The organism is Duganella hordei (genome assembly GCF_040369125.1).
GTDB classification, from domain to species: Bacteria; Pseudomonadota; Gammaproteobacteria; order Burkholderiales; family Burkholderiaceae_D; genus Rugamonas; species Rugamonas hordei.
The window spans coordinates 62,284-85,118 of record NZ_BPWI01000009.1 but is presented as its reverse complement, the minus strand read 5'-3'; the positions used below and the strand labels follow the sequence as shown (position 1 = coordinate 85,118).

The 22,835-nt window shown below is 63.0% G+C and carries 21 protein-coding genes and 1 pseudogene; 11 read left to right on the top strand and 11 right to left on the bottom strand.

From position 1 onward, the window contains the following. Positions 1–58 precede the first annotated feature (58 nt). On the top strand, positions 59–922 hold the full coding sequence (locus tag ABWW33_RS20580) for a helix-turn-helix domain-containing protein (RefSeq protein ID WP_353403501.1): 864 nt from the start codon (positions 59–61) through the stop codon (positions 920–922). Here ABWW33_RS20580 and ABWW33_RS20575 read toward each other — a convergent pair. Next, positions 907–1,284 (bottom strand): RidA family protein, encoded by a 378-nt coding sequence (locus ABWW33_RS20575; protein WP_176651055.1) that lies wholly within the window; start codon positions 1,282–1,284, stop codon positions 907–909. The two genes, ABWW33_RS20580 and ABWW33_RS20575, sit on opposite strands and share 16 nt — an antisense overlap. Positions 1,285–1,492: 208 nt before the next feature. Between ABWW33_RS20575 and ABWW33_RS20570 the strand changes: the two genes are divergently transcribed. Continuing rightward, entirely contained in the window at positions 1,493–1,915 is a 423-nt protein-coding gene (locus ABWW33_RS20570) for a RidA family protein (protein WP_353403500.1), read from the top strand. Between the two features lie 51 nt (positions 1,916–1,966). Here the strand turns inward: ABWW33_RS20570 and ABWW33_RS20565 are convergent, their stop codons facing one another. The 3 genes from ABWW33_RS20565 to ABWW33_RS20555 form a co-directional block, all read right to left on the bottom strand. Next, the gene (locus ABWW33_RS20565; protein WP_353403499.1) at positions 1,967–2,758 is read right to left on the bottom strand and encodes an SDR family NAD(P)-dependent oxidoreductase; all 792 of its coding nucleotides are present in this window, start codon (positions 2,756–2,758) and stop codon (positions 1,967–1,969) included. Positions 2,759–2,793: 35 nt separating this feature from the next. Next, positions 2,794–3,429, bottom strand: a complete 636-nt coding sequence (locus ABWW33_RS20560; RefSeq protein ID WP_353403498.1) for a response regulator — start codon at positions 3,427–3,429, stop codon at positions 2,794–2,796. 62 nt (positions 3,430–3,491) lie between these two features. After that, a complete protein-coding gene (locus tag ABWW33_RS20555) occupies positions 3,492–6,446 on the bottom strand; it encodes a sensor histidine kinase (protein WP_353403497.1) in 2,955 nt (984 codons plus the stop codon). Positions 6,447–6,581: 135 nt separating this feature from the next. Between ABWW33_RS20555 and ABWW33_RS20550 the strand changes: the two genes are divergently transcribed. The 3 genes from ABWW33_RS20550 to ABWW33_RS20540 all read left to right on the top strand — a co-directional run bounded on the left by ABWW33_RS20550 (position 6,582) and on the right by ABWW33_RS20540 (position 10,519). Next, entirely contained in the window at positions 6,582–7,487 is a 906-nt protein-coding gene (locus ABWW33_RS20550; protein ID WP_444551006.1) for an alpha/beta fold hydrolase, read from the top strand. A 169-nt stretch (positions 7,488–7,656) separates the two neighbouring features. Next, positions 7,657–8,379 carry an acetoacetyl-CoA reductase gene (gene phbB / locus ABWW33_RS20545; RefSeq protein ID WP_353403496.1) on the top strand — a complete coding sequence of 241 codons (723 nt, stop codon included), beginning with the start codon at positions 7,657–7,659 and terminating at the stop codon, positions 8,377–8,379. A 58-nt stretch (positions 8,380–8,437) separates the two neighbouring features. Further along, a complete protein-coding gene (locus ABWW33_RS20540; protein ID WP_353403495.1) occupies positions 8,438–10,519 on the top strand; it encodes a [FeFe] hydrogenase, group A in 2,082 nt (693 codons plus the stop codon). On the opposite strand, the gene ABWW33_RS20535 is transcribed toward ABWW33_RS20540, so the two are convergent. Beyond that, complete coding sequence (locus ABWW33_RS20535; protein WP_353403494.1) at positions 10,478–10,909, bottom strand: hypothetical protein; 432 nt, start codon at positions 10,907–10,909, stop codon at positions 10,478–10,480. The genes ABWW33_RS20540 and ABWW33_RS20535 overlap by 42 nt on opposite strands. 70 nt (positions 10,910–10,979) lie before the next feature. Here ABWW33_RS20535 and ABWW33_RS20530 point away from each other — a divergent pair, with 70 nt between their 5' ends. The 3 genes from ABWW33_RS20530 (at position 10,980) to ABWW33_RS20520 (ending at position 14,644) form a co-directional block, all read left to right on the top strand. Then, the gene (locus ABWW33_RS20530) at positions 10,980–11,576 is read left to right on the top strand and encodes a rhomboid family intramembrane serine protease (RefSeq protein WP_353403493.1); all 597 of its coding nucleotides are present in this window, start codon (positions 10,980–10,982) and stop codon (positions 11,574–11,576) included. Positions 11,577–11,879: 303 nt separating this feature from the next. Next, a complete protein-coding gene (locus tag ABWW33_RS20525; RefSeq protein WP_353403492.1) occupies positions 11,880–13,220 on the top strand; it encodes an efflux RND transporter periplasmic adaptor subunit in 1,341 nt (446 codons plus the stop codon). Then, a complete protein-coding gene (locus ABWW33_RS20520; protein ID WP_353403491.1) occupies positions 13,217–14,644 on the top strand; it encodes an efflux transporter outer membrane subunit in 1,428 nt (475 codons plus the stop codon). The genes ABWW33_RS20525 and ABWW33_RS20520 overlap by 4 nt, the downstream gene beginning before the upstream one ends. A gap of 245 nt (positions 14,645–14,889) precedes the next feature. Here ABWW33_RS20520 and ABWW33_RS20515 read toward each other — a convergent pair. From ABWW33_RS20515 to ABWW33_RS20505, 3 genes and pseudogenes are all read right to left on the bottom strand, one after another. Beyond that, a pseudogene (locus tag ABWW33_RS20515) lies at positions 14,890–15,184 on the bottom strand (hypothetical protein); the annotation flags it as partial. Between the two features lie 122 nt (positions 15,185–15,306). Beyond that, positions 15,307–17,670 carry a S53 family peptidase gene (locus ABWW33_RS20510; RefSeq protein WP_353403489.1) on the bottom strand — a complete coding sequence of 788 codons (2,364 nt, stop codon included), beginning with the start codon at positions 17,668–17,670 and terminating at the stop codon, positions 15,307–15,309. A gap of 658 nt (positions 17,671–18,328) precedes the next feature. Beyond that, positions 18,329–18,544, bottom strand: coding sequence for a LysR substrate-binding domain-containing protein (locus ABWW33_RS20505; protein WP_353403487.1), 216 nt, complete (start codon positions 18,542–18,544; stop codon positions 18,329–18,331). A gap of 310 nt (positions 18,545–18,854) precedes the next feature. Here ABWW33_RS20505 and ABWW33_RS20500 point away from each other — a divergent pair, with 310 nt between their 5' ends. Genes ABWW33_RS20500 through ABWW33_RS20490 form a run of 3 tightly spaced genes read left to right on the top strand, consistent with a single transcriptional unit; the run spans position 18,855 to position 20,077 of the window. Beyond that, positions 18,855–19,382: a glycine zipper 2TM domain-containing protein gene (locus ABWW33_RS20500; protein ID WP_353403486.1), complete on the top strand. Its 528-nt coding sequence runs from the start codon at positions 18,855–18,857 to the stop codon at positions 19,380–19,382. 37 nt (positions 19,383–19,419) lie between these two features. After that, positions 19,420–19,932: a glycine zipper 2TM domain-containing protein gene (locus ABWW33_RS20495; protein WP_353403485.1), complete on the top strand. Its 513-nt coding sequence runs from the start codon at positions 19,420–19,422 to the stop codon at positions 19,930–19,932. A 22-nt stretch (positions 19,933–19,954) separates the two neighbouring features. Continuing rightward, positions 19,955–20,077, top strand: coding sequence for a hypothetical protein (locus tag ABWW33_RS20490; RefSeq protein ID WP_353403484.1), 123 nt, complete (start codon positions 19,955–19,957; stop codon positions 20,075–20,077). A gap of 578 nt (positions 20,078–20,655) precedes the next feature. Here the strand turns inward: ABWW33_RS20490 and ABWW33_RS20485 are convergent. Genes ABWW33_RS20485 through ABWW33_RS20475 form a run of 3 tightly spaced genes read right to left on the bottom strand, consistent with a single transcriptional unit; the run spans position 20,656 to position 22,828 of the window. Further along, positions 20,656–21,324: a MipA/OmpV family protein gene (locus ABWW33_RS20485; RefSeq protein WP_353403483.1), complete on the bottom strand. Its 669-nt coding sequence runs from the start codon at positions 21,322–21,324 to the stop codon at positions 20,656–20,658. 26 nt (positions 21,325–21,350) lie between these two features. After that, a complete protein-coding gene (locus ABWW33_RS20480; protein ID WP_353403482.1) occupies positions 21,351–22,586 on the bottom strand; it encodes a beta-ketoacyl-[acyl-carrier-protein] synthase family protein in 1,236 nt (411 codons plus the stop codon). Further along, positions 22,583–22,828 carry an acyl carrier protein gene (locus ABWW33_RS20475; RefSeq protein WP_353403481.1) on the bottom strand — a complete coding sequence of 82 codons (246 nt, stop codon included), beginning with the start codon at positions 22,826–22,828 and terminating at the stop codon, positions 22,583–22,585. Before ABWW33_RS20475 ends, ABWW33_RS20480 begins: the two co-directional genes overlap by 4 nt. Between the last annotated feature and the right edge of the window lie 7 nt (positions 22,829–22,835).

Below are 22,835 nucleotides of genomic sequence, written 5' to 3'. Positions count from 1 at the left end.
GCGCGGTATTGGGCGGTCAGTTATACTCAGACCCGTTCCCGATCCTTCGCGAGGCCCCATGCACCTGCCAGCTCCACAGCCGCCGTCCGGCGCCATATCGCGCGTTGTGGTGCGCTCCAGCGAGGGCCGGGCGTGGGATGGTTTCGGCGCGGAGTTGTTCACGGTCTCCGCCGGGCTGCATGCGATAGCGGCGCGGCCGCATCACCGCGTCGCCGTGCATGTCGGCGCGGCGGTCAAGGCTCACTGCGCCTGCGACGGACGCCCCAGCGCCCGCATCCAGACACAGGGCGACGTCGACGTGGTGCCTGCGGGCGTCGACGGTCGCTGGAACGACGATGCGGGCTGCACCATTTTCGGCGTCTGGATGACCGAAGACTTCGTGCGCGCCGCCACGGAACAGATGTCCGGCGCCGCAGGCCGGCGCCAGCTGCATCCGCAATTGCAGTTGCGCGATCCGCGTTTTGTGCACCTGGCGTGGGCGCTGCGGGCAGAACTCGAAGCGGAAGCCGCTTCCGATCCGCTGTACGCGGAAAGCCTGTGCACGGCGATGGTGGTACGCCTGGTCTGCGGCGAGGCGCCCGCCGATGTCAAACAACAAAAGCTGGGAACGGTACCGGCTGCGCGCGTTCTCGACTATATCGAAAGCAATCTGGCCAAGCGCCTTTCTCTGTCCGAACTGGCCGCCGTGGCCGGCCTGAGCGTACCGCACTTCAGCGCGCTGTTCCGCCAAACATTGAACATGCCGGCACATCAGTACGTGGTCCGGCGGCGCGTCGAGCGCGCCCGTACCCTGCTACTGCATACCAAGCTCAGCATGAGCCAGGTGGCGCTCGACGTCGGTTTCGCCCATCAAAGCCACCTGGCCCACTGGATGAATCGCATCCTGGGCATGACGCCCAGGGACGTTCAGAAGGCTGCCTGAGGCCCTGCCCACGCGGCGATGACGTCGACCACAATCTTCGCTCCAGGCACGTGGAGCGCGCTCACTTCGACCATCGATTCGGCCGGGTAAGGCGGCGCAAACCATAGACGGCGCAGCGCCAGCATCTTGGGCGCATCGTTCATCGAGGTCAGGAATAGCGTCACCTTGATGACACGGTTCATCGTCGTCCCGTTTGCCAGCAACACCCTTTCCACATTCTCGAACGCCTGCCGGGCCTGGAGATCGAAATCGTCGGCGCCGACCAGGCAACCGTCACCGCCGACTGCCGCCTGGCCCGACGCGTAGATGATGTCGCCGACGCGGATCGCCGCCGACCGGCCGCTAATTTTTTCCAACTTCATATGGTGTGTCCCGGGTTCCGTTAAGCAGGGCCCATCATAGGCCGCCTGCCCCTGCGCGGTACGCGGGAAACGCGTGAATTGCGCGGATTTGAAGGGTGCGCCGATATCGCGGCAGGCCGCCATCGAAACCTGCGCCGCGTCCGCGTTTGCTGCGCGCCGGCCGCGCCGGTGGCCGGTAGCATGCGTTATTCCCCACCGCGAGCATCCCATGAAACTTGAGCAAATTCATACCATCCCCGACCCTTATGCGCCATTCCTGCTGTCCCAGGCGATCAGGGCGGGTGACCTCCTCTACCTGTCCGGCCAGGCCGGCGCCGGCGACGACGGCGGCATCGTCGGCGATGGCGATTTCGACAGTCAGGCCAATCAGGCATTCCTGAATCTGGAACGGGCGCTGCGGGCCGGCGGCTCGGACCTGGAACATGTGATCAAGGTCACCATCTTCCTGACCTCGATGAGCAATTACGCCAACGTCGTCAAGCTGCGCCGCAAATGGTTCTCGCCGCCCTACCCGGCCGATACGATCGTGGAAGTATCGGCCCTGTACACGCCGGAGGCCCACATCGAAATCGAGGCCATCGCCGTCGTGCGCGAAACCGGCCAGGGAGCAAGCCGCATGGATTCATGGTGAGCCTTTCCGGCGTGCAGATCGGCCACCAGCCGCCGGCCAGCGCCGATGGATTCAGAAGGCGCTCTTGATCACACCGCCGTCGACACGCAGCGCCGCGCCGGTGGTCGCCGATGCCAGCGGGCTTGCCACGTAGGCCACCAGCGAGGCCACTTCCTGCGGCGTGCCGAAGCGCTTGATCAACGACGTCGGCCGCACATGTTCGAAGAACTCCGCTTCGACCTGCTCGAAGGTCTTGTCGGCCGATCGCGCCAGGTCCTCAACGAAGTCGCCGACGCCTCGCGATTTCGTCGGGCCGGGCAGGACGCTGTTGACCGTGATGCCGGTGCCGGCAACCGACTCCGCCAGTCCGCGCGAGACCGCAAGCTGCGCTGTCTTGGTCATGCCGTAGTGGATCATCTCGGTGGGGATCTGCACCGCGCTTTCGCTGGAGATGAAGATGATACGCCCCCAATTCGCGCGCTTCATCTCCGGCAGCACCAGGCGCGCAAGGCGGACACCGCTCAGGACATTGACGTCGAAGAAGCGCCGCCAATCCTCGTCGGGAATGTCTTCAAAGGCCTTGGGCTCGAAGATGCCGAGGTTGTTGACCAGAATGCTGATGCCCGCATGGCGTCGAACCACCTCCTGCGCGGCCTCGGGCTGGCTGAGGTCGCCGGCATAGCCCAGGACCGTGCCGCCCGTCTCCGAACGGATGCGATCGACCGCCTCATCCACGCTTGCCTGCGTTCTGCCGTTGACGATGACGCTGGCGCCTTCCTGCGCCAGCAGGTGGGCGATGGCGTAGCCGATGCCGGCCGTGCTGCCGCTGACTAAGGCGGTCTTGCCGCCGAGTTGCAAATCCATGTCGATACTCCTTGGTTGCTTGCGAAAAGTGAAATCTAATTGTCCCAATACCCGCGGTGCATGGCGATCGTCACGGCATGGGTGCGATCGCGCGCGTCGAGCTTGTGCAGGATGGTTTTCATGTGCGCCTTGATGGTGTCTTCGCTCAAGCCCAACCGGTCGGCCACACGCCGGTTGGAATTGCCATCCGCGACATAGCGGAGTACTTCCAGCTCGCGCTTGCTCAGCGTATCCTGCTGGAAGTTGTTGGCCAGGCTGCTGGCGACCTGTCGCGATAGCTGCCACTGCCCTGCGTGCACGGCAACGATATAGCTGCTTAATTCAGTACGCGCAAGGTTTTTCAGGAGATAGCCGCTGGCCCCGGCCTTCAAGCCGCGCGCCACGCGTTCATCGCCGGCGTAGGTGGTCAGGATAATGATACGGGCCTGCGGATTGAGGCTGCGGATGGCCGTGGTCGCCTCGATGCCGTTGCGCCCCGGCATTTGCACATCCATCAGCGTGATGTCGGGACGGAAGCGTTTGTATTGCTCGATGGCGCCGTCGCCATCCCCGGCCTCCGCCACCACCGAGAACTTCGGATCGGCCGACAGCACGGCAGCTATCCCGCTGCGCAGCAAGGGATGATCGTCCGCGATCATCACCCTGATCATTCCGCCGCCCCTGCTTTCCATAACAGCGCTCTCCTTTATCGTCTTGGACTAGCGTATCACCGGAAAGTCCTGCCGACATCACCCTATTGGGTATAAGCCAGGGCTGCGGGCAGCGTCAGCTGCCACTCGGTGCCGGTTTCAGCGCTACTGCGCAACACGAGCTTGGCGTTAATCCTGGCCGCACGCTCCGCCATACCGCGCATTCCCCAGTGATTCCGGCGCCCGCCGTCACCCAGGATTTCCGCAGGAATGCCGACACCGTCATCACGTACGATACACCGGAATTCCCGCATGCCGTATTGAAGTTCCACCTCTATGCGCTGCGCCCTGGCGTGACTGCAGGCGTTGGCGATCGCCTCGATGGCGATTGCCATGGCTTCCTGATAAATCGCGCCATCCAGCTGGCGCAACGCGCCGCTCATCTTCAACTGGATGGCGCTTGCCTCGCAAAGCTGCAAGCGGTTCGCGGCGGCCAGCAGCGCGTCCGGGAAGCTGAGCTTGTCGTCTTCGCCCCGCAATTCGCGTATGCGGCCGCGGCCTTCATCCACCACGTCGTCAGCCTGCTGCAGCACATTCTCCAGCTGCATGCGCATCGCGTCTTTGGGCGGCATTTTCATGACGGCGGCGTGAATATGCAGGATCAGGCTTTGCACCGATTGCAGCAGGGTGTCGTGCAGCTCCCTCGCAATGCGCTCGCGCTCGCTTACCCGTTCCTGCAGGCGATGCGCCATTTGCCTGGACATACGGTTGATGTGCCAGCGGTATGCCAGATAGGCCGCCGACAGCAGCAGCGCGCCGCATAGCGCTTTGAACCACCAGGTTTCCGTCATGGCCGGGGCGATCGTAAAGTGCGCCATGGTGTGTTGACCGGCCCATTTGCCGTTGTAATCGGAGGCCGCAACGCGAAAGTGATAATCGCCGGGCGCGAGATTGCTGTAGTACGCGTTGCGGCGGGCGCCTACCTCCTGCCAATCCGCATCGACTTCCTCCAGTCGATAGCGAAACCGTACCCGCTCCGGCATCGCCAGCGAGGGAATGGTGTAATCGATCTGCAATGCGGAGACGCCGGGAGCAAATTGCGCATGCTCCTGCACCGCCTTGCCTTCTCCGGGTGGCCCTATCGTCTTGATGATGGCAGGCTGTGCCGGCGAACGCGGTAATTGCTCCCTGGGATTCAATCGAAACACGCCGGTCGTCCGGACTATCCACAGGCGCGAGTCGGACGACAGCACCAGCGAAGGCGATGGAACGAGGCGCGGCGCACTTCCTTCCAACCCGTCAAGCTGATCCAGGCGCTCGTACTGCACGCGGTAATCCGGGACGCGTTTGAATTTGGCGATCTCTTCGCTGGCAATGCGGAACAGGCCTGCCGTGGCATTCAGCCACAGATCGCCGTTATCCAGTTCGACGATGCCGGAGATGCCGTCGAAGGTTTCGCCATTCAAGCCGCCGACCTGTTGGAACCGGCCGGCTTCAAACAGCGCGAGTCCGTTGTCCCCGCCCGCCCACACGTGCCGGCCATGCAGGTGCAGCGCCATCACCAGACCCACGGTGAGGCCGTCGGCCGGACCATAGTTGCGCCACCCGGCGCCCTCGGCGTGCGCCACGCGGCCGGGAAAGTAGCCCAGCCACAGGCCCAGCGCATCCGAGCGTGCCATCACGCTGACTTCGCCTTCGTTTCCGGTTTTCTCCCACTCGCCGCTGGACCTCCGACGATACAAGCCCAGGTGTTGTACCGCCGCCAGCAGGTCGCCGTTCTGCTCCGCCAGCACGCTTTTGACGACCCTGTTGCCGATGGTGGCGGGCAGTGCAATTCTCCGGCTGTCCTTGCCCTGGATGCGGCGTAGCGCGCCGTAGGATGAGCCCCATAGTACGCCGTCGCTGGTGCGGGTGAAGCCGGTCAGCATATCCGCCCAGCCCTCCTGGTTGGCTGGCCACAATGGCGTGATCCTGGCCTGGCCGGTATTGCTGACGGAAACGTGAAAGCCGCCTATCCAGGCGCCGCCGCTGTCATCGGCCAGGATCGCGGCGCCTATGGCCGACTCGGGAACCTCGATTCTTGCCAGGCGCCGGCTGCGAAAGCGATCTACCCCGGCGGACGTTGCGGCCCAGACATTCCCTTCCCTATCCTCGAAAATAGCGCCGACAGAAGGTCCGCTCAAGCCTTGCGGCGGCGTGGTCCGGCCGGACACTCCGCTCGCGGTGCGGTATTCAAGTCCCCCTTTAAGCCCTATCCAGAGATCGCCGCGGTGGTCGAACAGCAGGCTGGCAGGGTCGCCCAGATGCTCCCAATGCTGCGGATAGCCGCCCTGCGCCGGCCCGGCAAGCTGATTGAAACGGGCACGTCCGGCATCCCAGCTCACCACGCTGCCATCGGGCAGGTTGAACAGCACGCCGGTACCGCTGCTGACCGGCGCCTTGGCGAACTGCTCACTGCCCGGCCGGAGAAAATAGACGCCGGTATCGCACTGCGCCCACAGCACACCCTGGCGGTCACGCATCAGTGTCTTGTACTGTCCGCCGGGCACCTCCCACGAACTGGCGGGCACTTGCCAGCGCTCGTTTTCAAGGTAATACATTCCCTGCGCCGTCGCCGCCCAGACGCGACCGTCGCCGTCTTGCTCCACGCCCCAGACCGAGCGGCCAGGCAAGCCGTCCCGCTCGCTGTAGTTGCGGATGCGCCCATGCCGCAGCTGCGCGGCGCCGCCAGTGCGATAACCTATCCACAAGGAGCCATCGGCAAACGCGTTGACCACGCTGACATTCCTGGTCAACAAGGGCGCGTTGGACGGGGCGAACTGTTCGAACTGGATACCGTCAAAGCGATACAGGCCGGTCGGACCGCCCAGCCACAGCCAGCCGTCCTGGGTCTGGGTCATGGACAAAATCATGGCCGGGGCGCCATCGCGAACGGTCCAGCTGGTGTGGTGCAGATTGATCGGCGCGGCCGAAGTACTGCGGGCCTGCGACGGCAGGCAGCAGGAAAGAATTACCAACAAGGAAAATATTCTGCCGTAACTCATCAATGGACTTTTCATGGAAGAAACCGGCGATTAATTGTAATTCTGAAATTTTTGCTACCGCGAATATTGTATAGAAATAAACCACCCGATAGTGTGTATGTCCGCGCCGATCAGTTGGATATTCTGTTGGTTTAACCACGGGAGATCATCATGTTACGAACTATCACCAGGTTGCTATGCGCGGGCTTACTGATGTTGTACGCCTTCATCGGGCCAGCTCAAGCGCAAGCCCCGAAGAGCAATTTTGCGGAAGTAAATGGCGTTCGGATCCACTACCTGTCCGCCGGCAAGGGCGATCCTGTGATCCTGCTGCATGGCTACACCGAGTCCAGCCACATGTGGCTGCCGCTGATCGCCCAGCTGTCGAAAGACCATCTGGTCATCGCCCCCGATTTGCGCGGCTTCGGACAATCCGGCCTGCCGCAGGGGCCTTACACCAAATCGGTGATGGCACAGGATGTCCACGCGCTGGCAGCCAGCCTCGGCATCAAGTCAGCCAAGGTTGTCGGTCACGACATCGGCCTCATGGTCGCTTACGCCTATGCCGCCCAGTATCCGCAGGAGGTCAACAAGATCGTCTTGATGGATGCGTTCCTGCCGGGCGTGGGCAATTGGAAGGATGTCTGGCTGCTGCGCGACCTGTGGCATTTCCATTTCTATGGCGAGACGCCGCTTGCGCTGGTTAAAGGACGCGAACGCACCTACTTCGAACATTTCTGGAACGATTTCGCCGCCGACAAGACCAAATCGCTGAGCGAAGCGGATCGTAAGTTCTACACCGCCGAATACGCCCAGCCGGGCCATATGCGCGCCGGTTTCGAAGTCTTCCGCGCTTTCAGCCAGGATGCGGAGGAGTTCGCCCAGTACATGAAAACGCCGCTGACCATGCCGATGCTCGTGCTCGCCGGCGAAAAGGCATCGGGTGAATTCCTGATCCAGCAGGCGCGCCTGGTCGATACCCACGTCGAAGGCGTGGTGGTCAAGAACAGCGGACACTGGCTGATGGAGGAAGCCACGGCGGAGGTGGTGCCCAAGCTGGTCCAGTTTCTGAAGTAAGAAAAATCAGTCGATCTTGACTGTAAAGCGTGTACCAAAGCGGGCGACTTTGATGCGGGTCAAACGGCACGGGTATCGACTTTTATTTCTGCTCGCCAGGGCCTAGCATTCGGCTATGCAGACATAGGCTTCGTGTTTTTTGCTCAGCACCCGTCCGTGGAGGTTACTCATGCAACGCATAGCGCTCGTTACCGGTGGCAGCCGTGGACTGGGCAAAGCCATCTCCGTCGCCTTACAAGCGGCCGGGCATCAGGTCGCCGCAGTCTACTTGAACAACGAAGGGGCGGCGCGCGCGTTTTCCCAAGCCACGTCGATCCCCGTCTTCCGCTGGGATGTCAGCGATTTCGAAGCGTGCAGCAAGGGCGTCTGCGCTGTCGAACAGCAACTCGGTCCGATCGAGATACTGGTCAACAATGCCGGCATCACCAGCGATGCCGTGCTGCACCGGATGACACCTGATCAGTGGACCCGCGTCGTCAACACCAATCTTGGCTCGGTGTTCAATATGTGTCGCCAGGTGATGGAAGGCATGCGCGCGCGCGGGTTTGGCCGTATCGTCAACATCAGCTCGGTCAACGGCGAGAAGGGGCAGTTCGGCCAGGCGAACTATGCCGCCGCCAAGGCCGGCATACTTGGCTTCACCAAGGCTCTGGCGCTGGAGGGGGCGCGCAAGAATGTGACGGTCAACGCGGTCGCGCCCGGCTACTGCGATACCGATATGGTGGCCGCAGTCGCGCCCGACGTGCGGCAACAAATATTGAGTGGCGTCCCCGTCGGCCGGCTCGGCACGCCCGAGGACGTCGCGCGGCTGGTCGCCTTTCTTGCCGACGACGCCAGCGGCTTTATCACCGGCGCCACCTTTGACGTCAATGGGGGACAATATATGGGCTAGCGGCGGCCGGCTTGAAGCAGGCGTCACCGCCCCACCTCGTAGCGTGCAACCGTTTTAAATGATCAAGCTTACCGTGAACGGCATCGCTGTCGAAGTCATCGGCGGCGCCACTTATCTCGACGCCGCAAACGCCGCGGGCGTTTACATCCCCACGCTTTGCTATCATCCAAGGCTGCCCTCGCATGGCGTCTGCCGCATGTGCCTGGTTCGCGTCGAAGGCCAGTCCCGCGCTCAACCGGCGTGCATCACGAAAGCAAGCGCAGGCGATGCCGTCGACACCGCCTCCGCCGACCTGCAGCTATTCCGCGAGCAGGATGCGCAATGGCTGTTGGCGCGCCACCCGAACGACTGCATGCGTTGCGAGGTCAACGGATCGTGCAGACTGCAAAACCTGGTCAGCGAAAATCAGTGGGAGGAGCGCTGGGAAAAAATGTCCATCGGTTCCGCCAACCACCCCGAACACCGGCTGACCGACCACACTTCGCCCAGCATCTGGCGCGACTTGTCGAAATGCGTCGAGTGCGGCCTGTGCGTGGAAGCTTGCGGCCAGCACGGGCAACAGCAGTACGTGATCGGCTTCGCCGAGCGCGGCTCGGACCGCTTGCCGGTCACCGTGTTTGATCGTCCGCTGGCCAACACCGGCTGCATTTCGTGCGGACAGTGCACGCAGGCCTGTCCAGTCGGCGCGTTGATTGAAACCCCGCACTGGCATCAGGTCCTGCACACGCTGGACCGCCGCTTGCGCGTCTCCGCCGTGCAGGTTGCCCCTGCCACGCGGGTCGCCATCGGCGAGGAATTCGGCATGGCACCCGGCACGGTGAGCACCGGAAAGATGATCAATGCGCTGCGCGAGCTCGGCTTCGATTACGTCTTCGACAGCAATTTCGGCGCCGACCTGACGATCATGGAGGAAGCGACGGAGCTGCTTGCGCGGCTGAACACGCCCAACGCCGGCGATGCAAAATTGCCGTTGTTTACGTCCTGCTGCCCCGGCTGGGTGAACTGGGTGGAAATCAACCGCCCCGATCTGCTGCCCCACCTGAGCACGACCAAGTCGCCACAGCAGATGCACGGCGCGCTGACCAAGCGCGGCGCGTTCGCCCGCTCGCTGGGGCCGGCGTTCGCGGAAGGTCAGGCGGAGCCGTACGTGGTCAGCGTGATGCCGTGTACCGCCAAGAAGGACGAAGCGGTCCGGCCCGGCGTCTCGGGCGACATCGACCACGTCGTGACCACGCGCGAGCTGGCCAGGATGATCAGGGCGCGCGGTATCGCCTTCCATGCCTTGCCGGACGACGGCGCCTTCGACCATCCCCTGGGCGCCAGCACGGGCGCCGCGCAGATCTTTGCCGCGTCGGGCGGCGTGATGGAAGCGATGGTGCGCACCGCGGCGCATTTTCTCGGCATGGAACAAGCCCTCCCGCTGGAATGGCAGCCGCTGCGCGGCGTCGACAGGAGCGTCAAGTCGGCGGCGATACCCGGCATCGGCCGGGTCGCCATCTGCAACGGCATCGCCGCAGCGCAGCGCATGCTGCAGACGGAGATCTGGCGCGAGCAGTTCGTCGCCGTCGAGGTCATGGCCTGCGTCGGTGGCTGCCTGGGCGGCGGCGGCGAACCGAAATCGATGGACCCGCTGGTGCTGGAAAAGCGCATGCGGGCCGTCTACGCCATCGATCAACAGGCGCCGCTACGCCGGTCCCACGAAAATCGCGAGGTGCAGTTGCTCTATGCCGGCGGACTGCAGGCGCCCGGCTCCGCCCGCGCACGGGCATTGCTCCACACCAGCTACGCCGCGCGCAATTCCAAGCGCCTGCTGCTGATGCGCTTTCTCGACTGCGTCGACCGTCGCGACGGCGCCGGCGCCGCCGCCCTGTGCCATCCCGACGCGACATGGTTTACCGCTTCGCCGTTGGGCGACATCCGGGGAGCGGAAGCCATCCGGACGCTGATTGACACGCGCCTGCCGGCGCGCAAGTACGGCCCGGAATATGCCAGGCACACGATGGTGTCCGCAGCAGAGATGGAAGATCTCGGCGTGATCACGCCGGCCGGCGAGCACTGCGCGTTCAGGCTGGAGGTGCGGCATATGCCTCGGGACGGCCTATCGACGACGGTGATCGATAGCCTGGCGCGGCTCCCGTGACGCGGTTGCGCCGGCGCTTCCCAACCGGGCCAGGTGCAGGCTCCGCAACATCGACTGCTTCTTCACCTGATGCTGCTGCATGCGCCGCAGGATATCGTCGAGCATCCGCACGGCGTCCAGCACGTAGGGTCCCTTGTTGAGCATGACGCATTCGGCACGGTCTGACATGGCGGCATCGGTGACCTCGGCCCGCGATGGCATGCCTCGCTGCAGCAAGGCCACTTCGTCGGCGGTGTTGGCAAACGACAGCTGCACGATGTCGGCGTGGGCGGCGACGAACTCCAGGTCCGCCAGATCCTTCGCGGTCAGTGCCGCCAGCCGCAGCGCGCAGCCGATGGCCGCAGGCGATGAACTCCTGCAAGCAGCGCAGGTCCAACCTTCGTGCCTCATTTCCGTGGAGAGCCATAATGAGCAACACCGCCGCGTATCATTTGGCTACGACCACGCTGACGAGCGCGCCATGCCGTGCACGCGCCTGCTGATTTCGCTGACCGCGGTTGGCTTCATGCTCGAGCTAGCGCTGGGCGCCAGGTTCGGCATCGCACTCGCGTTATGGCCGCTGGGGCATGGTTTTATGCCGTGGCAACTGCTGACCTATTGCCTGCTGCACGGCAGTCTCTCGCACCTGCTCTTCAATTTGCTCGGTTTGTGGATGTTCGGACGCGCCCTTGAGGCGGAATTCGGCCCGTCGCTGCTGCTGGCCACCTACCTTGCAAGCGTGCTGTCGGCCGGGGCGGCGCAACTGCTGTTCAGCAGCGTGAGCGGCTCGACGTTTCCAACCATAGGCGCATCGGGGGGCGTATTCGGTCTGCTGCTGGCGTTTGGCATCAGTTTCCCGAGGCGCGTGGTCGTGCTGCTGATCCCGCCGCTGCCCTTGCCGGCCTGGCTGGCCGTCGCGCTGTACGCGGGTGTGGAGTTGCTGCTCGGCGTCACCGGGTGGACGCCCGGGGTCGCGCACTTCGCCCATCTGGGCGGCATGCTCGGGGGTTATCTGGTCGTCCGCCGCCACGCCACGGGCAAACGCAAGGCCGGCTCGTCCTCAGGCAGCGTGCCATGAAACCACGCCTGCTGTCTGCCGGGAAAGTGATACGGTACCGCGACGCGACAGGCTGCCGTTTGCTGCGGCCGCCTATCGACGACAGGACTTTCCCGAGGTCCGGTCGAGCCCACCTTAGCTGACAGGAACCTGTAGCGCTCGCGCGATGCCGGCGTATGAATGCGCTAGAATACCCGCTGTTTTCAACGATGCGTAGCGCTTGCTTCCGCCGTATTTGTTGCATCTTAAAATTGTCCAGCCCTGTGAGGCATCACGACCTCGTAGGGCCCGCCGCATTCACCTGCTTTTCCTGATGTAAAACTGATGACCGATGAAAAAAATGGCGCTCGCCGCCCTAGTTCTGCCAGCGCGTTCTGGAACCCACGGCATAGCGGCCTGACCGCCGGCGCGCTCGTGATGGTGCTAAACGCCGGCGTTGTGCTGGCGCAAGTGCCGCAACTGCCGAAGGCGCCGCCATTGGCGGCCACGGCGGAGCTACCACATCCGCCCGCGGACACCGTGACGGTGCAGCGTGGCGATCTACAGCAAACGGTCGATGCCACAGGAAAATTGCAATTCCATCAGTTCGCGGACGTGGACGTCCAAGTGGCGGGCCGGATCAAAGAGATCCTGTTTGCCGTCGGCGACACGGTGCAGAAAGGCAAGGTGGTGATGGAAATATCACCTGCAGTCCAGGCAAACCAGATAGAAAGCAATCGCACGCAAATGGCGCGCCTGCAGGCCGAACTGGCAGACCAGCAAGCCCAGACGGACTTTGCCGAGCGGCAGTTCAAGCGCCAGACCCAGCTCAAGGCGCAAAATGCCACCCGCGAAGAAAGCTTCGAATCAAGCCGCATGAGCCTGTCTTCAGCCCGCGCCCGGGTGGACTCCATCAACGCGCAGATCCACCAGCTTGAGTCAACGCTGAAATTCGACGAGGAGAACCGCCAGCACACGCAGGTCCTGGCGCCGATTTCCGGCACCGTCGTGGCGGTGAATGCGCGCCCCGGACAAACAGCGAGCGCCGGGCAAGGGGCCGAGCCCCTGATGCGCATCGCGGACCTTGCGCAAATGACGGTGCAGGCACGCGTGGCGGAAGTCGATGTGACGCGCCTGCGACGCGGCATGACGGCCAATTTCAAGACGCCCGGTTATCCTGGCCGCGTCTGGTCGGGCAAGCTGCGGCAGGTAATTCCGGTGCCGGCCGAAAGCAAGGACGGGCAGACTTTTTACAACGTCCTGTTCGAGGTCAATAATCCGGAACAGGAGCTGATGAGCGGTATGACAACTCAGGTGCAATTTGTCATCGCGCAGGCCAAGAATGCGGTACTGTTGCCGGCCAATTTGCTAGGCAAGTGCGATGAGCAGGGATGGTATGAGGTCAAGGTGTTGAACGAGCATCGTCAGATCGTTGCGCGCAAGCTGAAAATCGGCGTGCGCAATCAGCAACAGGCACAAGTGCTGTCCGGCCTGGAAGCCGGCGAGCAATTGGTGATCGGTCCGGAACTCGCCGCCGCGCTTCGGCCAAAGGCCGCACCGACTGTCGATGCCGCCAATGCCGCGGGCATTCCGACATTGACAGCCAGACCGGCCGCTGCGGGCGCCAGTGGCGGCACGCCGGCTGCGACTGTCGTCGGCGGCGTCGATCCAACCGCAACGCCATGAAGCGCCGCTCTGCCTTCTCCGCGCCGACATTGGCCCCCATGCCGCAGGCATCCACGCTGGCGCTGTGCCTGGCCGGCGCGCTACTGGCAGGCTGCGCGCACACGATACCCGTGGCGGAACCGCCGCCGGTACTCGACTTGCCGGCCGGCTGGTCGCAGGCCGGAAAAACGGGCACCCCGGAATGGCCGGACACCCTTTGGTGGCAACGCTTTGGCAGCGCTGAGCTGAGCCAGTTGGTAGACGAGGGGCAAAAAAGCAATCTGGAACTGGCTGCAGCGCTGTCGCGTGTGCGCCAGGCAGAGGCCCAGGCACGGATTGCCGGGGTCGCCCTGTTGCCTACCGTCGATGCGTCAGCTGGCGCCAGCCGGAATCTGCCGCTCGGAAGCCATCACAACGCCAATGTGTCGTCCAGCGGATTGTTGCAGGTCTCTTACGAAATTGATTTCTGGGGCAAGAACAAGGCTGGCATCGCCTCTGCCGAGGCATCGCTGAGAGCCAATTTCTATGATAGGCAAACCGTCGCCCTGACGGTGACGAGCGCAATTGTATCGACCTATCTGCAAGTGCTGTCCCTCCACGACCGCCTCGACGTTGCACGCGAAAATGCGGACAATGCCGAGCATGTGCTGTCGCTGGTCGAAGCGCAGAGCAGCGTGGGCGCCGCCACCTCGGTCGACCTGGCACGCCAACGTTCCGCTGTTGCCAGCCAACATGCCGCGATCCCCGATCTATTGCAACAGGAGCGCGAGGCGCAATCGGCATTGGCCATCTTGCTCGGTCGCCCGCCGCAGTCCTTCCGCATCGGGAATGGCGGACTCGATACCATAGTCTTGCCGGACGTGACGCCGGGCCTGCCGTCCGAACTGCTGTCGCGGCGGCCCGATATCCGCCGTTCCGAAGCGATTTTGGCAGCCGCCAGCGCCAACGTGGAAGTGGCGCGCGCGGCGCTGTTTCCCAGCATCCGCCTGACAGGATCAACGGGCACCCAAAGCAGCGCCTTGCTATCGCTGCTCAATGGCCAGAATTTGTTCGCCAATGTCGGCACCTCGCTGGTGGCGCCGATTTTTGATGGCGGACGTCTGCGGACCGAGCGTGATCTGGCCATCGAACAAAAACAGGAGCTGGTGAACGCGTATCACTCGACCGTCCTTGCGGCTCTGGGGGAAGTAGACACCGTGCTGGGGCAGATCAGGAGTCTCGATGAGCAGCGCCAGTTAAAAAAGGTCGAACTGGAACAGACGCGCCTTGCCTTCAATTTGTCGGAAATCCGCTACAAGGCAGGGGCGGAAGACTTGATGACCGTGCTCGACACCCAGCGCAACCTGTCGGACGTGCAAAATGAGTTGGGAATATTGAAACTGAAGCGCCTGCAGGCCACAGTGTCCCTGTATAAAGCCCTGGGCGGTGGCTGGAAGGCCGGCTGACATGCGTTTTACGTCAGCGCTCGCCCTTGCGCACGCGTGAAAGACAAATTCGCGTTCAAAAGTGGACCTTGAGATAACACGGGCGTGCCGGTTCCTCCCGGTCGCAACCGGTGTCGCCGCCGGATACGCGGCTTTGCATTCCGTCTCGTTTTTCTCAACATTAGAAAGATCAATGGTGCTGTGATTGGAAGGAAGACATCAATCACAAAGGCTACATAGACAAAGCCTTGCCAGGTCGAGACCTAGGTGAAATCGGAAACCCAGAGTTGATTGGGCCGCTGTGCCTTGAACTGGCGCTGGACCCGGTGCAGCGGGCGGCCTCGATGCCTTCACGATGCAGCTGAAGCCGGACCTTTTCTGCACCATAGACCTGCATATTGGCTTGCCAGACGCGTTCAATTTGCGGGGCCAGCACCTCATCCCAACGGCGCAAAGTTTCGGATGTACAGCCTATCTGGGCTGCGATGGACGTGATGGCCGCCCACTGCGACTCATACTCGCTGCCGGCCTCTTGGACCATGCGCACGGCGCACTCATCACTTCAGCAGAGTATCGGACTGATTTTTCTTCATGGCGGCTCCATTTTCTCAAATCTTGGAGCCTCCTTCAAACACGGGGCGATTCATTTCGGAGCAGCGGGTTTTTGTTGTCTTTAATTTCAATCAGCGCGCAGTCACCGTCACCGGGATCGTCAGCTGGGCGCTGCCTCCGGCATTATCGGTCACCGCCACCTTCAATTGATAGCTGCCGGCCACCGGCGCGCTCCAGTACGGCATGACGCTCAGGCCGTTGGACTGGAACATCATGCCCAGCGGCACCCCGGAGATCGTGATCGACACCGAACTGGCGCCATTGTCCACGATGGTGATCAAGCCCGTCATCGGCTTGCCCGCCACGCCCGTCATGGCCGCGGCCGTGATCACCGGGCCACCGGCGGTGATTTGCACCGTGTACCTGGCCTGGCCGCTCAAGCCGGTCTTGCTATCCTTGGCGGTGACGGTGACGGTGTAGATACCGGCCACCGGCTTGGCCCAGCTGACCAGGCCCGCAGTGCTGATCGCCATGCCGGACGGCGCGCCGCTCAGCGCGTAGGTGACCGGATTGGCATTGCTGGCCGCCGCCGAGAACGACAACGCCACGCCCACCTTGCCGCTGATGGTGCCGGAAGTCAGCACCGGTGCCGACAACGGCGCGATGACGACGGTGTACACGCCCTGCCCGCTGAGGCCGGTCTTGCTGTCCTTGGCGGTCACGGTGACGGCGTAGGTCCCGGTCACCGGCGCTGCCCAGCTGACCACGCCGGCGCTGCTGATGCTCATGCCGGACGGCGCCCCGCTCAGTGTATAGCTGACCGTATTGGCCGCAGCGGTGGAAACCGTAAACGTCAACGCTGTCCCGACCGTGCCCTTGATGCTGGCCGAGCCCACCTGCGGCGCGGCGGCGACGGTCAGGCCCGACAGCGTCGACAACAGGCTGGACACGTTCGGCGTGCCCAGGCCGGTCAACTGATCGTAGCCGGTCTTGGCGGTGCAAGCAGCGCAGCTGCCGTCGCTGCCGGCGGTGACATCGGCAAAGGCGGATGCGTAGGTGCCCGGCACGGCGGCGATCCCGCCATACAGCGCCGCATGCGGCGCGCCCATTGCCGCCTTGCCGCTCAGCGCGCGGGTGGCGTTGGCCACCGCGATCAGGCCGGCCCACTGCGGCGTCGACAGGCTGGTGCCGCCCACGCTGCCCCAGCGCACTGTAGTGCTGCCGGGCGCGATCATCGCCACGTACTGGCCGGACGATGGATCGGCATTGAAGGCGACATCGGCCACCGTGCGGCGCGTGGGCGTGCCCATGCCCGGCACGGCGCTGGTCTGGTAGCTCGGCGTGGCCGTGTACAGGCTGACGCCGCCGCCGGTGCCGGACCAAGCCACTTCGGAACGCAGTCCGCTGCCACTGTAGCTGAGCGTGGTGCCACCGACCGCCAGCACATGCGGCGCGACCGCCGGCCACGACACGCCTGCGCCGGAGTCGCCGGTGGCGGCCAGATAGGTCATGCCGGTGGCGGCGAATACGCTGTCGGAGGAGACGGTACCGCTGCTTTCAGCGCCGCCAAAACTCATCGAGACGATGCCTGGCCCCATCGCGTTGGCCAGCTTGGCGCCGCCCAGCAGATTGTTGTAGCTCGCGTCGGCGGTTTCGATCAGCACGATGCGGGCCAGTGGCGCGGTGGCGTGCGCCCACTGCACGTCGAGGGTGATTTCGCTGGCCCAGCCGGAGTCGTACGCGGGCTGGGTCGCGGTCATGGCGCCGCTGGCGGTGCTGTACACCACGGCCAGTTCGCAGCCGCTGGTGGAGGCGGCGGCCAACGGCAGGCTGGCCGTGGGAGCGATGGTCTTGGTGGTGCAGGCCGGCAGGCTGAATTTGGTATTGAACGCGGCCAGTTCGGCGACCACGTTCGGGTCATGCTGGGCGTCGAGGATGTAGATGGTCTGACCGGCGCCCAGCTGGGCCGCCTGGGCCGCCGTCAATGCGCTGCCGGCCGCCGGCAGCGCCGGCAAGCCATAGGCGGCGCGGATCTGGGCCGGCGTGTAGGTCGCCACCACGCCGCCGGAGGCTGCCGGTGCGGCGGCCGCTTCCGGGCTCAGGCTGCGCATGGCTTCCAGGTGACGGCCGCGCAGCGCCTGCATGGTCAGGCGGCGAGTTGAAAGGTGCTGGAATTCAGTCGGGACAGGCTGTGCGTGCACCGGTGCGGTGGCGCTGTCGGCATGGTCGTCCGGCGCCGCCAGTTCGACCGGCGCCATGTGGAACGACGGCAGCGCCATGCGCTGGGCATCTTCGGCCGGCAGCGTGCCGGCATCCAGCACCAGCGTGGTCGAGCCGGTTGCGAGGGGAGCTGCGCCCTGTATCAGACGCGGTTCCGTAGAGTTGTCAGTGCCGCCCGCGCCGCATGCGCTCAGCACGGCAGCCGCACACAGCGCGAGCGCCGGCAGCGCAACCGCGGATGGGTTAAATTTTGCTAAATATTGATCTTTCATCATCCGCCTTGGCGCCGCCATTTGTATCCGCACGGAAATTATCGCACATTATTTACGCATTACAAGTTTGGGAACGCCGGGTATAAACAAAAAGGCCGCTGATGATCGAAATCGAATCATCAACGGCCTCACTTTTGCAATTTAAGTCAACGACTTAGAGCGAGCTCGTCACTCCCACTCGATTATCAATTGGCCCTGTAAGCTACTGACTATTCAAAGGTTTTCCGGCGCCTACATTTTGACGTACCATCAGCGATACCATCAAAGGAAATCGGCAGGACAGCAGATGAGTCGGTGGTGTCTCGACACTACGAATCGCCGGCTGCACTCCCAATGATCACGTTACTCCATCTCGCGCATGGCGGCTCCATCGCCAGCGGGATCCGACGAGAACAGTGTTTTTCTTAGCAGCGCGGGTCATATGGCGATGCAAATCCAAAGCTGCGGGGGATCAAAAAACCCTCGCAAAGAAGGCGCTGATTGAATGGGCCGAAATGCGCCGATCCCGCCTGGTTCAGAACGTATAGCGATATGACAGACTGATCTGTATCCGCTCGACTGTAAGCAACTTACCGGTCGCGGTTGACGCTCAGTAGCGCTATCTAGCCCGCCGTAACTCCTCTACCTCATGTTCAACCCATGTTGGGTAACAGGCTCTAGCTCAGTCCGCGTCCCGCGATGACATCGGATGTTTTGTACCGGATCGTTCCTTCTCTACGTTCGCTAGGACCTCGACAAAAGTCCGTACCTTCACCGGCCGAAAGCGTGCCGATGGAAACACCACATGGATACCCCCAACGGACAGGCGCCACTGCGGCACAACATGAATCAGACGCCCCGTTTCAAGATCGTCCCCGATCGCATAATCGGGCAGCACCGACACCCTCCTCCCTCTCGTACGGCTTCGCGCACAGCCAAGGTGGTATCCAGAAAGATGGACGCTGAAGTACAGACCGAGCGACGTTCAATCTCATTGAATGAGAAATTCCATCGCAACGGCTCCCGTAGAGCGGTATTGTGAATCGCCACGAGTCTGCTAGTGATCCGATCGGTGGTGTCGGATCCATCTCAATAACTCAACACTGTTACACATGCTTACCCAGGAAACGACTTCCGTACATCCCTTTCCCGACTTCAGCCGTTATTGGTATAACGGCGCGACGTCAGCGCCATACCGGAGAACCAAAATGGAAACCACCGCTACCTCGAATCGCATCCACCCACTGATGGCCGCAGCCGCTGTTTCGCTGACCTTAGTCAGCTTGGTCGGCGCTGCGGCGATGGCTGGGCTTTTACCTAACTCCCATGGCGCGGTTGTGACCAGCCCGGCAATGGAAGTGATGAACAATGGCACTTCTGCGCTGGCACAGCAGTCGGCACCAACACCCATCGTGCGGGAAGTTGTTCGATACAGAACCGTAGTACATCATGAATATCCTCGTCGCCGTGACACCGCCTATGACAGCGACCGCACCCCACTGGCACAAGCTGAGCCTGCTCGCGAATATCGACCAGCATCTACTTATCAGCAGCCAGCTCAGGTTGCCCAGAACAGTCCGCTTGGCATCGGTATCGGCGCTCTGGTAGGCGGTTTGGTGGGCAGCCATGTGGGTGGCGGCAACGGCCGCACTCTGGCGGCAATTGCCGGTGCCGTTGGTGGCGGCTACGTCGGTAACGAAATCGCCAAGCACAACCAGTCCTTCGGCCAGCAATAACGCCGGCCCGACTTCAGAAAATACGGGAGGAAGCATCATGAAAATCAGGACCAGATGGGCACTGTTAGCCCTCGCCCTACCAGCTGCAGCTTTTGCCGCCGAATATCAGACCGTCGACCGACCTCGCCAGGAATGCTGGAACGAGCCGGTTCAGGCGCAGCAGCGCGGCGACGACGCCGGTGGCGCAATCATCGGAGGTATTGCTGGCGGCTTGCTTGGCTACCAGGTCGGACATGGGAACGGCCGTACAGCAGCAACGGCCGTCGGTGCAATCACAGGTGCGATGGTCGGCGAGCGTATGTCATCCCCGTCGGGCTACTACACTCAGAATGTGCAACGCTGCAGCACCGTCATTGACCATGTTCAAGTACCTGTCGAAGACGCACCAGCTCAGGTGTGGGTCGAAGAGCAGCCGGTGTACGTACCACGCGCCGAATACTATTACGTCCGTCCAGTCGACCGCGAATATCGGGAACACCGGGACCACGAGTGGCACGAACGGCGACATGAACGTGACGAAGACCATCGTTACCGCGAGCGTGACGACTAAATGACATGGCTCCGCGCGCCCAATGCCTGCGGTAATAATTGAACAGATTACAGTCGCACCAAGCCCAGCGCATTATTGGATTCCGGGCCATTGGAGCTGGCACCATAACGAATGGGAATGGTCACGCGGCCATTGGGAACGATAGCCAGTAGCATCCCTGGCTACATTTATGTAGGTACGCCCTGAGAGTGGTTCTCAGGGCGCGGTGCTCATCGCCCCTGCACATCGCTCAGTGGCTTGCAAGCGGAATGAAATGCCCTCCAGCTGCGAACAGGCCGTATCCCGGTTATTCCATGGCATGTGCGTTTACAAGCTAAACTGAGCCATCGGTTTTGCCCCGCCTGCGAAGCCACGCAACACCGTTCCAGGAGTGACGAGGATACCAACGACGACTTTGCTTCCTTGGCCTCGTACGTCGAATCTATTAGGCCTAGCAACTAGGACTGCGAGAAGCAGGTCCGAAGTAGCGGCGCGCCCCACGTGCTCTTTCGTTTCCTGCCCAAGATTCGCACGATGCGTTTCTGCTCGCAGGATTGTTCTGAAAATCCTTGTGTTGGTGGTTCGATTCCGCCCCGGGCCGCCAAGAACATACTTCACGCAACGCCCACTTATGCAAGTGGGCGTTGTCGATTCTTGGATTCGTAGTCCTCGTGTCCGGTCTATTTCCCGTCACAGCTCGCCCCCCAACTTCCTGCATCGACGCTATCACCCACCAACAAGGGTTCAATCGAATCGGTAGCTGAGCGCAAGAAGCCCGGCGTCGAGCGTACGCCGTCGCACCAACGGATTGCTGCGAATGGCGTCGTCCAGCCAGGTACGGCGCAGGTTGGCAATCGCATACCAGCGTCCGCTCAAGTGGGTTTCTATCAGCAGCGCGGCATACGGATTGGTGGCCGAACGGGGCACGCCGTCGTAGTAGCGGACGTAGTTGTCCGAGCGATATTCGACGCCAGCCTGCGGATACAAAGCGAAGCGGTCAAGCTCGATTTCCGCCGCATACATCAGGTCGAGCATGGTGCCCCGCGATTTGCCGAGGTCGCGGTAAAGGTTGACCATCAGGGCGCCCACCGGCGTCACCTGCAAGGTTCCCAATCCCAACGGCAGCGAGGAGTTTCGGTGCGCCAGCGGCATCGTGCCGCCGCTATAGCCGTCCTCCAATACCCGGGTTAACAGCTCCAAACTTCCATAGCCTGCCGGCGCCAGTTTGACGCCGAAGGTGTCGATGCGCGCGAAAAACTGCGCGTAATCGAAATTGGCGTACGGAACAGCGCTGCCCCTGCGCGACTGCGCCGGGACCGCAACAGGTGCAACGCTCACCCCCAGCCCGAGATCGCCCACTACATGGGGGGGCGTTTCCTGCGCCTGCGCGCAGCTCGCGTACAGCAGCGCCATCGCGCTCCATCGTACGGGAAACAGCGTCACCGAAAGGCTCCGACGATGAGCGCGACGTTGCTGCCACCGAAGGCAAACGAATTCGACATGGCCGCCTGCAGATCCAGTCCACGCCGGCATTCGCGCGGCACGAAGTCGAGATCGCACTCGGCATCGGGCTGGTCGAGGAAGGCTGTCGGCGGCACCATGCCATGGCGTACGGCCTGCGCGGTCAACACGAATTCCAGGGCGCCGGCGGCGCCCAGCGTGTGGCCGTGCATGGACTTTGTCGAGCTGACCAGCAGCTTGCGCGCCAGCGGGCCAAAGACATGCTTGATCGATGCGGTCTCGGCCAAGTCGCCGGCGGCGGTGCCGGCACCATGGGCATTGATGTAGCCTATCGCCGACGGCGGCAAGCCCGACTGCGCCAAGGCCTGCCGCATGGCCCGCGCCTGGCCCTCGGCATCGGGCCGGGTGATGTGGGTGGCGTCGTTGCTCGTGCCGTAGGCGACCAGTTCGGCAAGAATGACGGCGCCGCGCGCCTGCGCGGAGGCCAGCGATTCCAGCATGACGGCGGCGCCGGCCTCTCCCAGCACCAGCCCACCGCGTCCGGCAGAGAATGGCCGGCACGAGCGTTCGGGATGGTCGGCATCGAGCGGCGCCAGCACACGCAAGGCATCCCAGGCACTGACCACGCCATAGCTCAACAAGGCCTCCGAACCGCCCGCCAGCACGCGGTCGGCGTAGCCGTGGCGGATATGGCGATACGCTTCGCCGATGGCTTGCGCCGACGATACGCACGCGCTGCTGTAGTTGTTGACGCTCCCCTGAAAGCCGCAACGCAGCGCGATTTGCGCCGCCGCCGCATTGGTCATGCCGGCCACGACGGACATGGGCCGCACCCGGCTTTTGCCTTCGATGAACAGGTCGACATAGCCTGACTCCACGGTGAGCGCGCCACCCATGCCGCTGCCCCAAAACACTCCGCTGCGCTCAGGTTCCACGCCGGCGTCCAAACCCGAATGCGCCAGCGCTTCGCTGGCGGCGGCCCAGCCCAGCAACGAGAAGCGATCGAAGATCGGCAGCTCCGACGGCTTGACCAGCTCGGGCAACGGGTCGCGTATCTGCGCCGCCGGCGTTCCGGGCCGCTGGCGCTCGCCCGCCAGCCGCAACAGGCCAATGCCGCTATGGCCCGCCAGCGCCTGCTCGAAATTATGGTCGGCGCCAACGCCCAGCGCCGAAACGGCCCCCAGGCCGGTGATCACCACGCGTTGCGGGTTCATGCGCTGGCCGCCTTGTTGGCCAGGTAGCGATCGATCTGGTCGGCGATGTCCTGCACCACGTGCAGCTTGGGACGTTCGTCGCCTACCTGGATGCCGAATTCCTCCTCCAGGTCGAAGATAAGTTCGATCACGGTCAACGAATCGGCGCCCAGCGCTTCAAGTTCGGTTTGCGGCTCGATGGTACTCTCCGGTACATCGAGGCTTTTGGCCAGCAGTCTGGCAACAGCGGGGAATGAGCTCATGATAGTC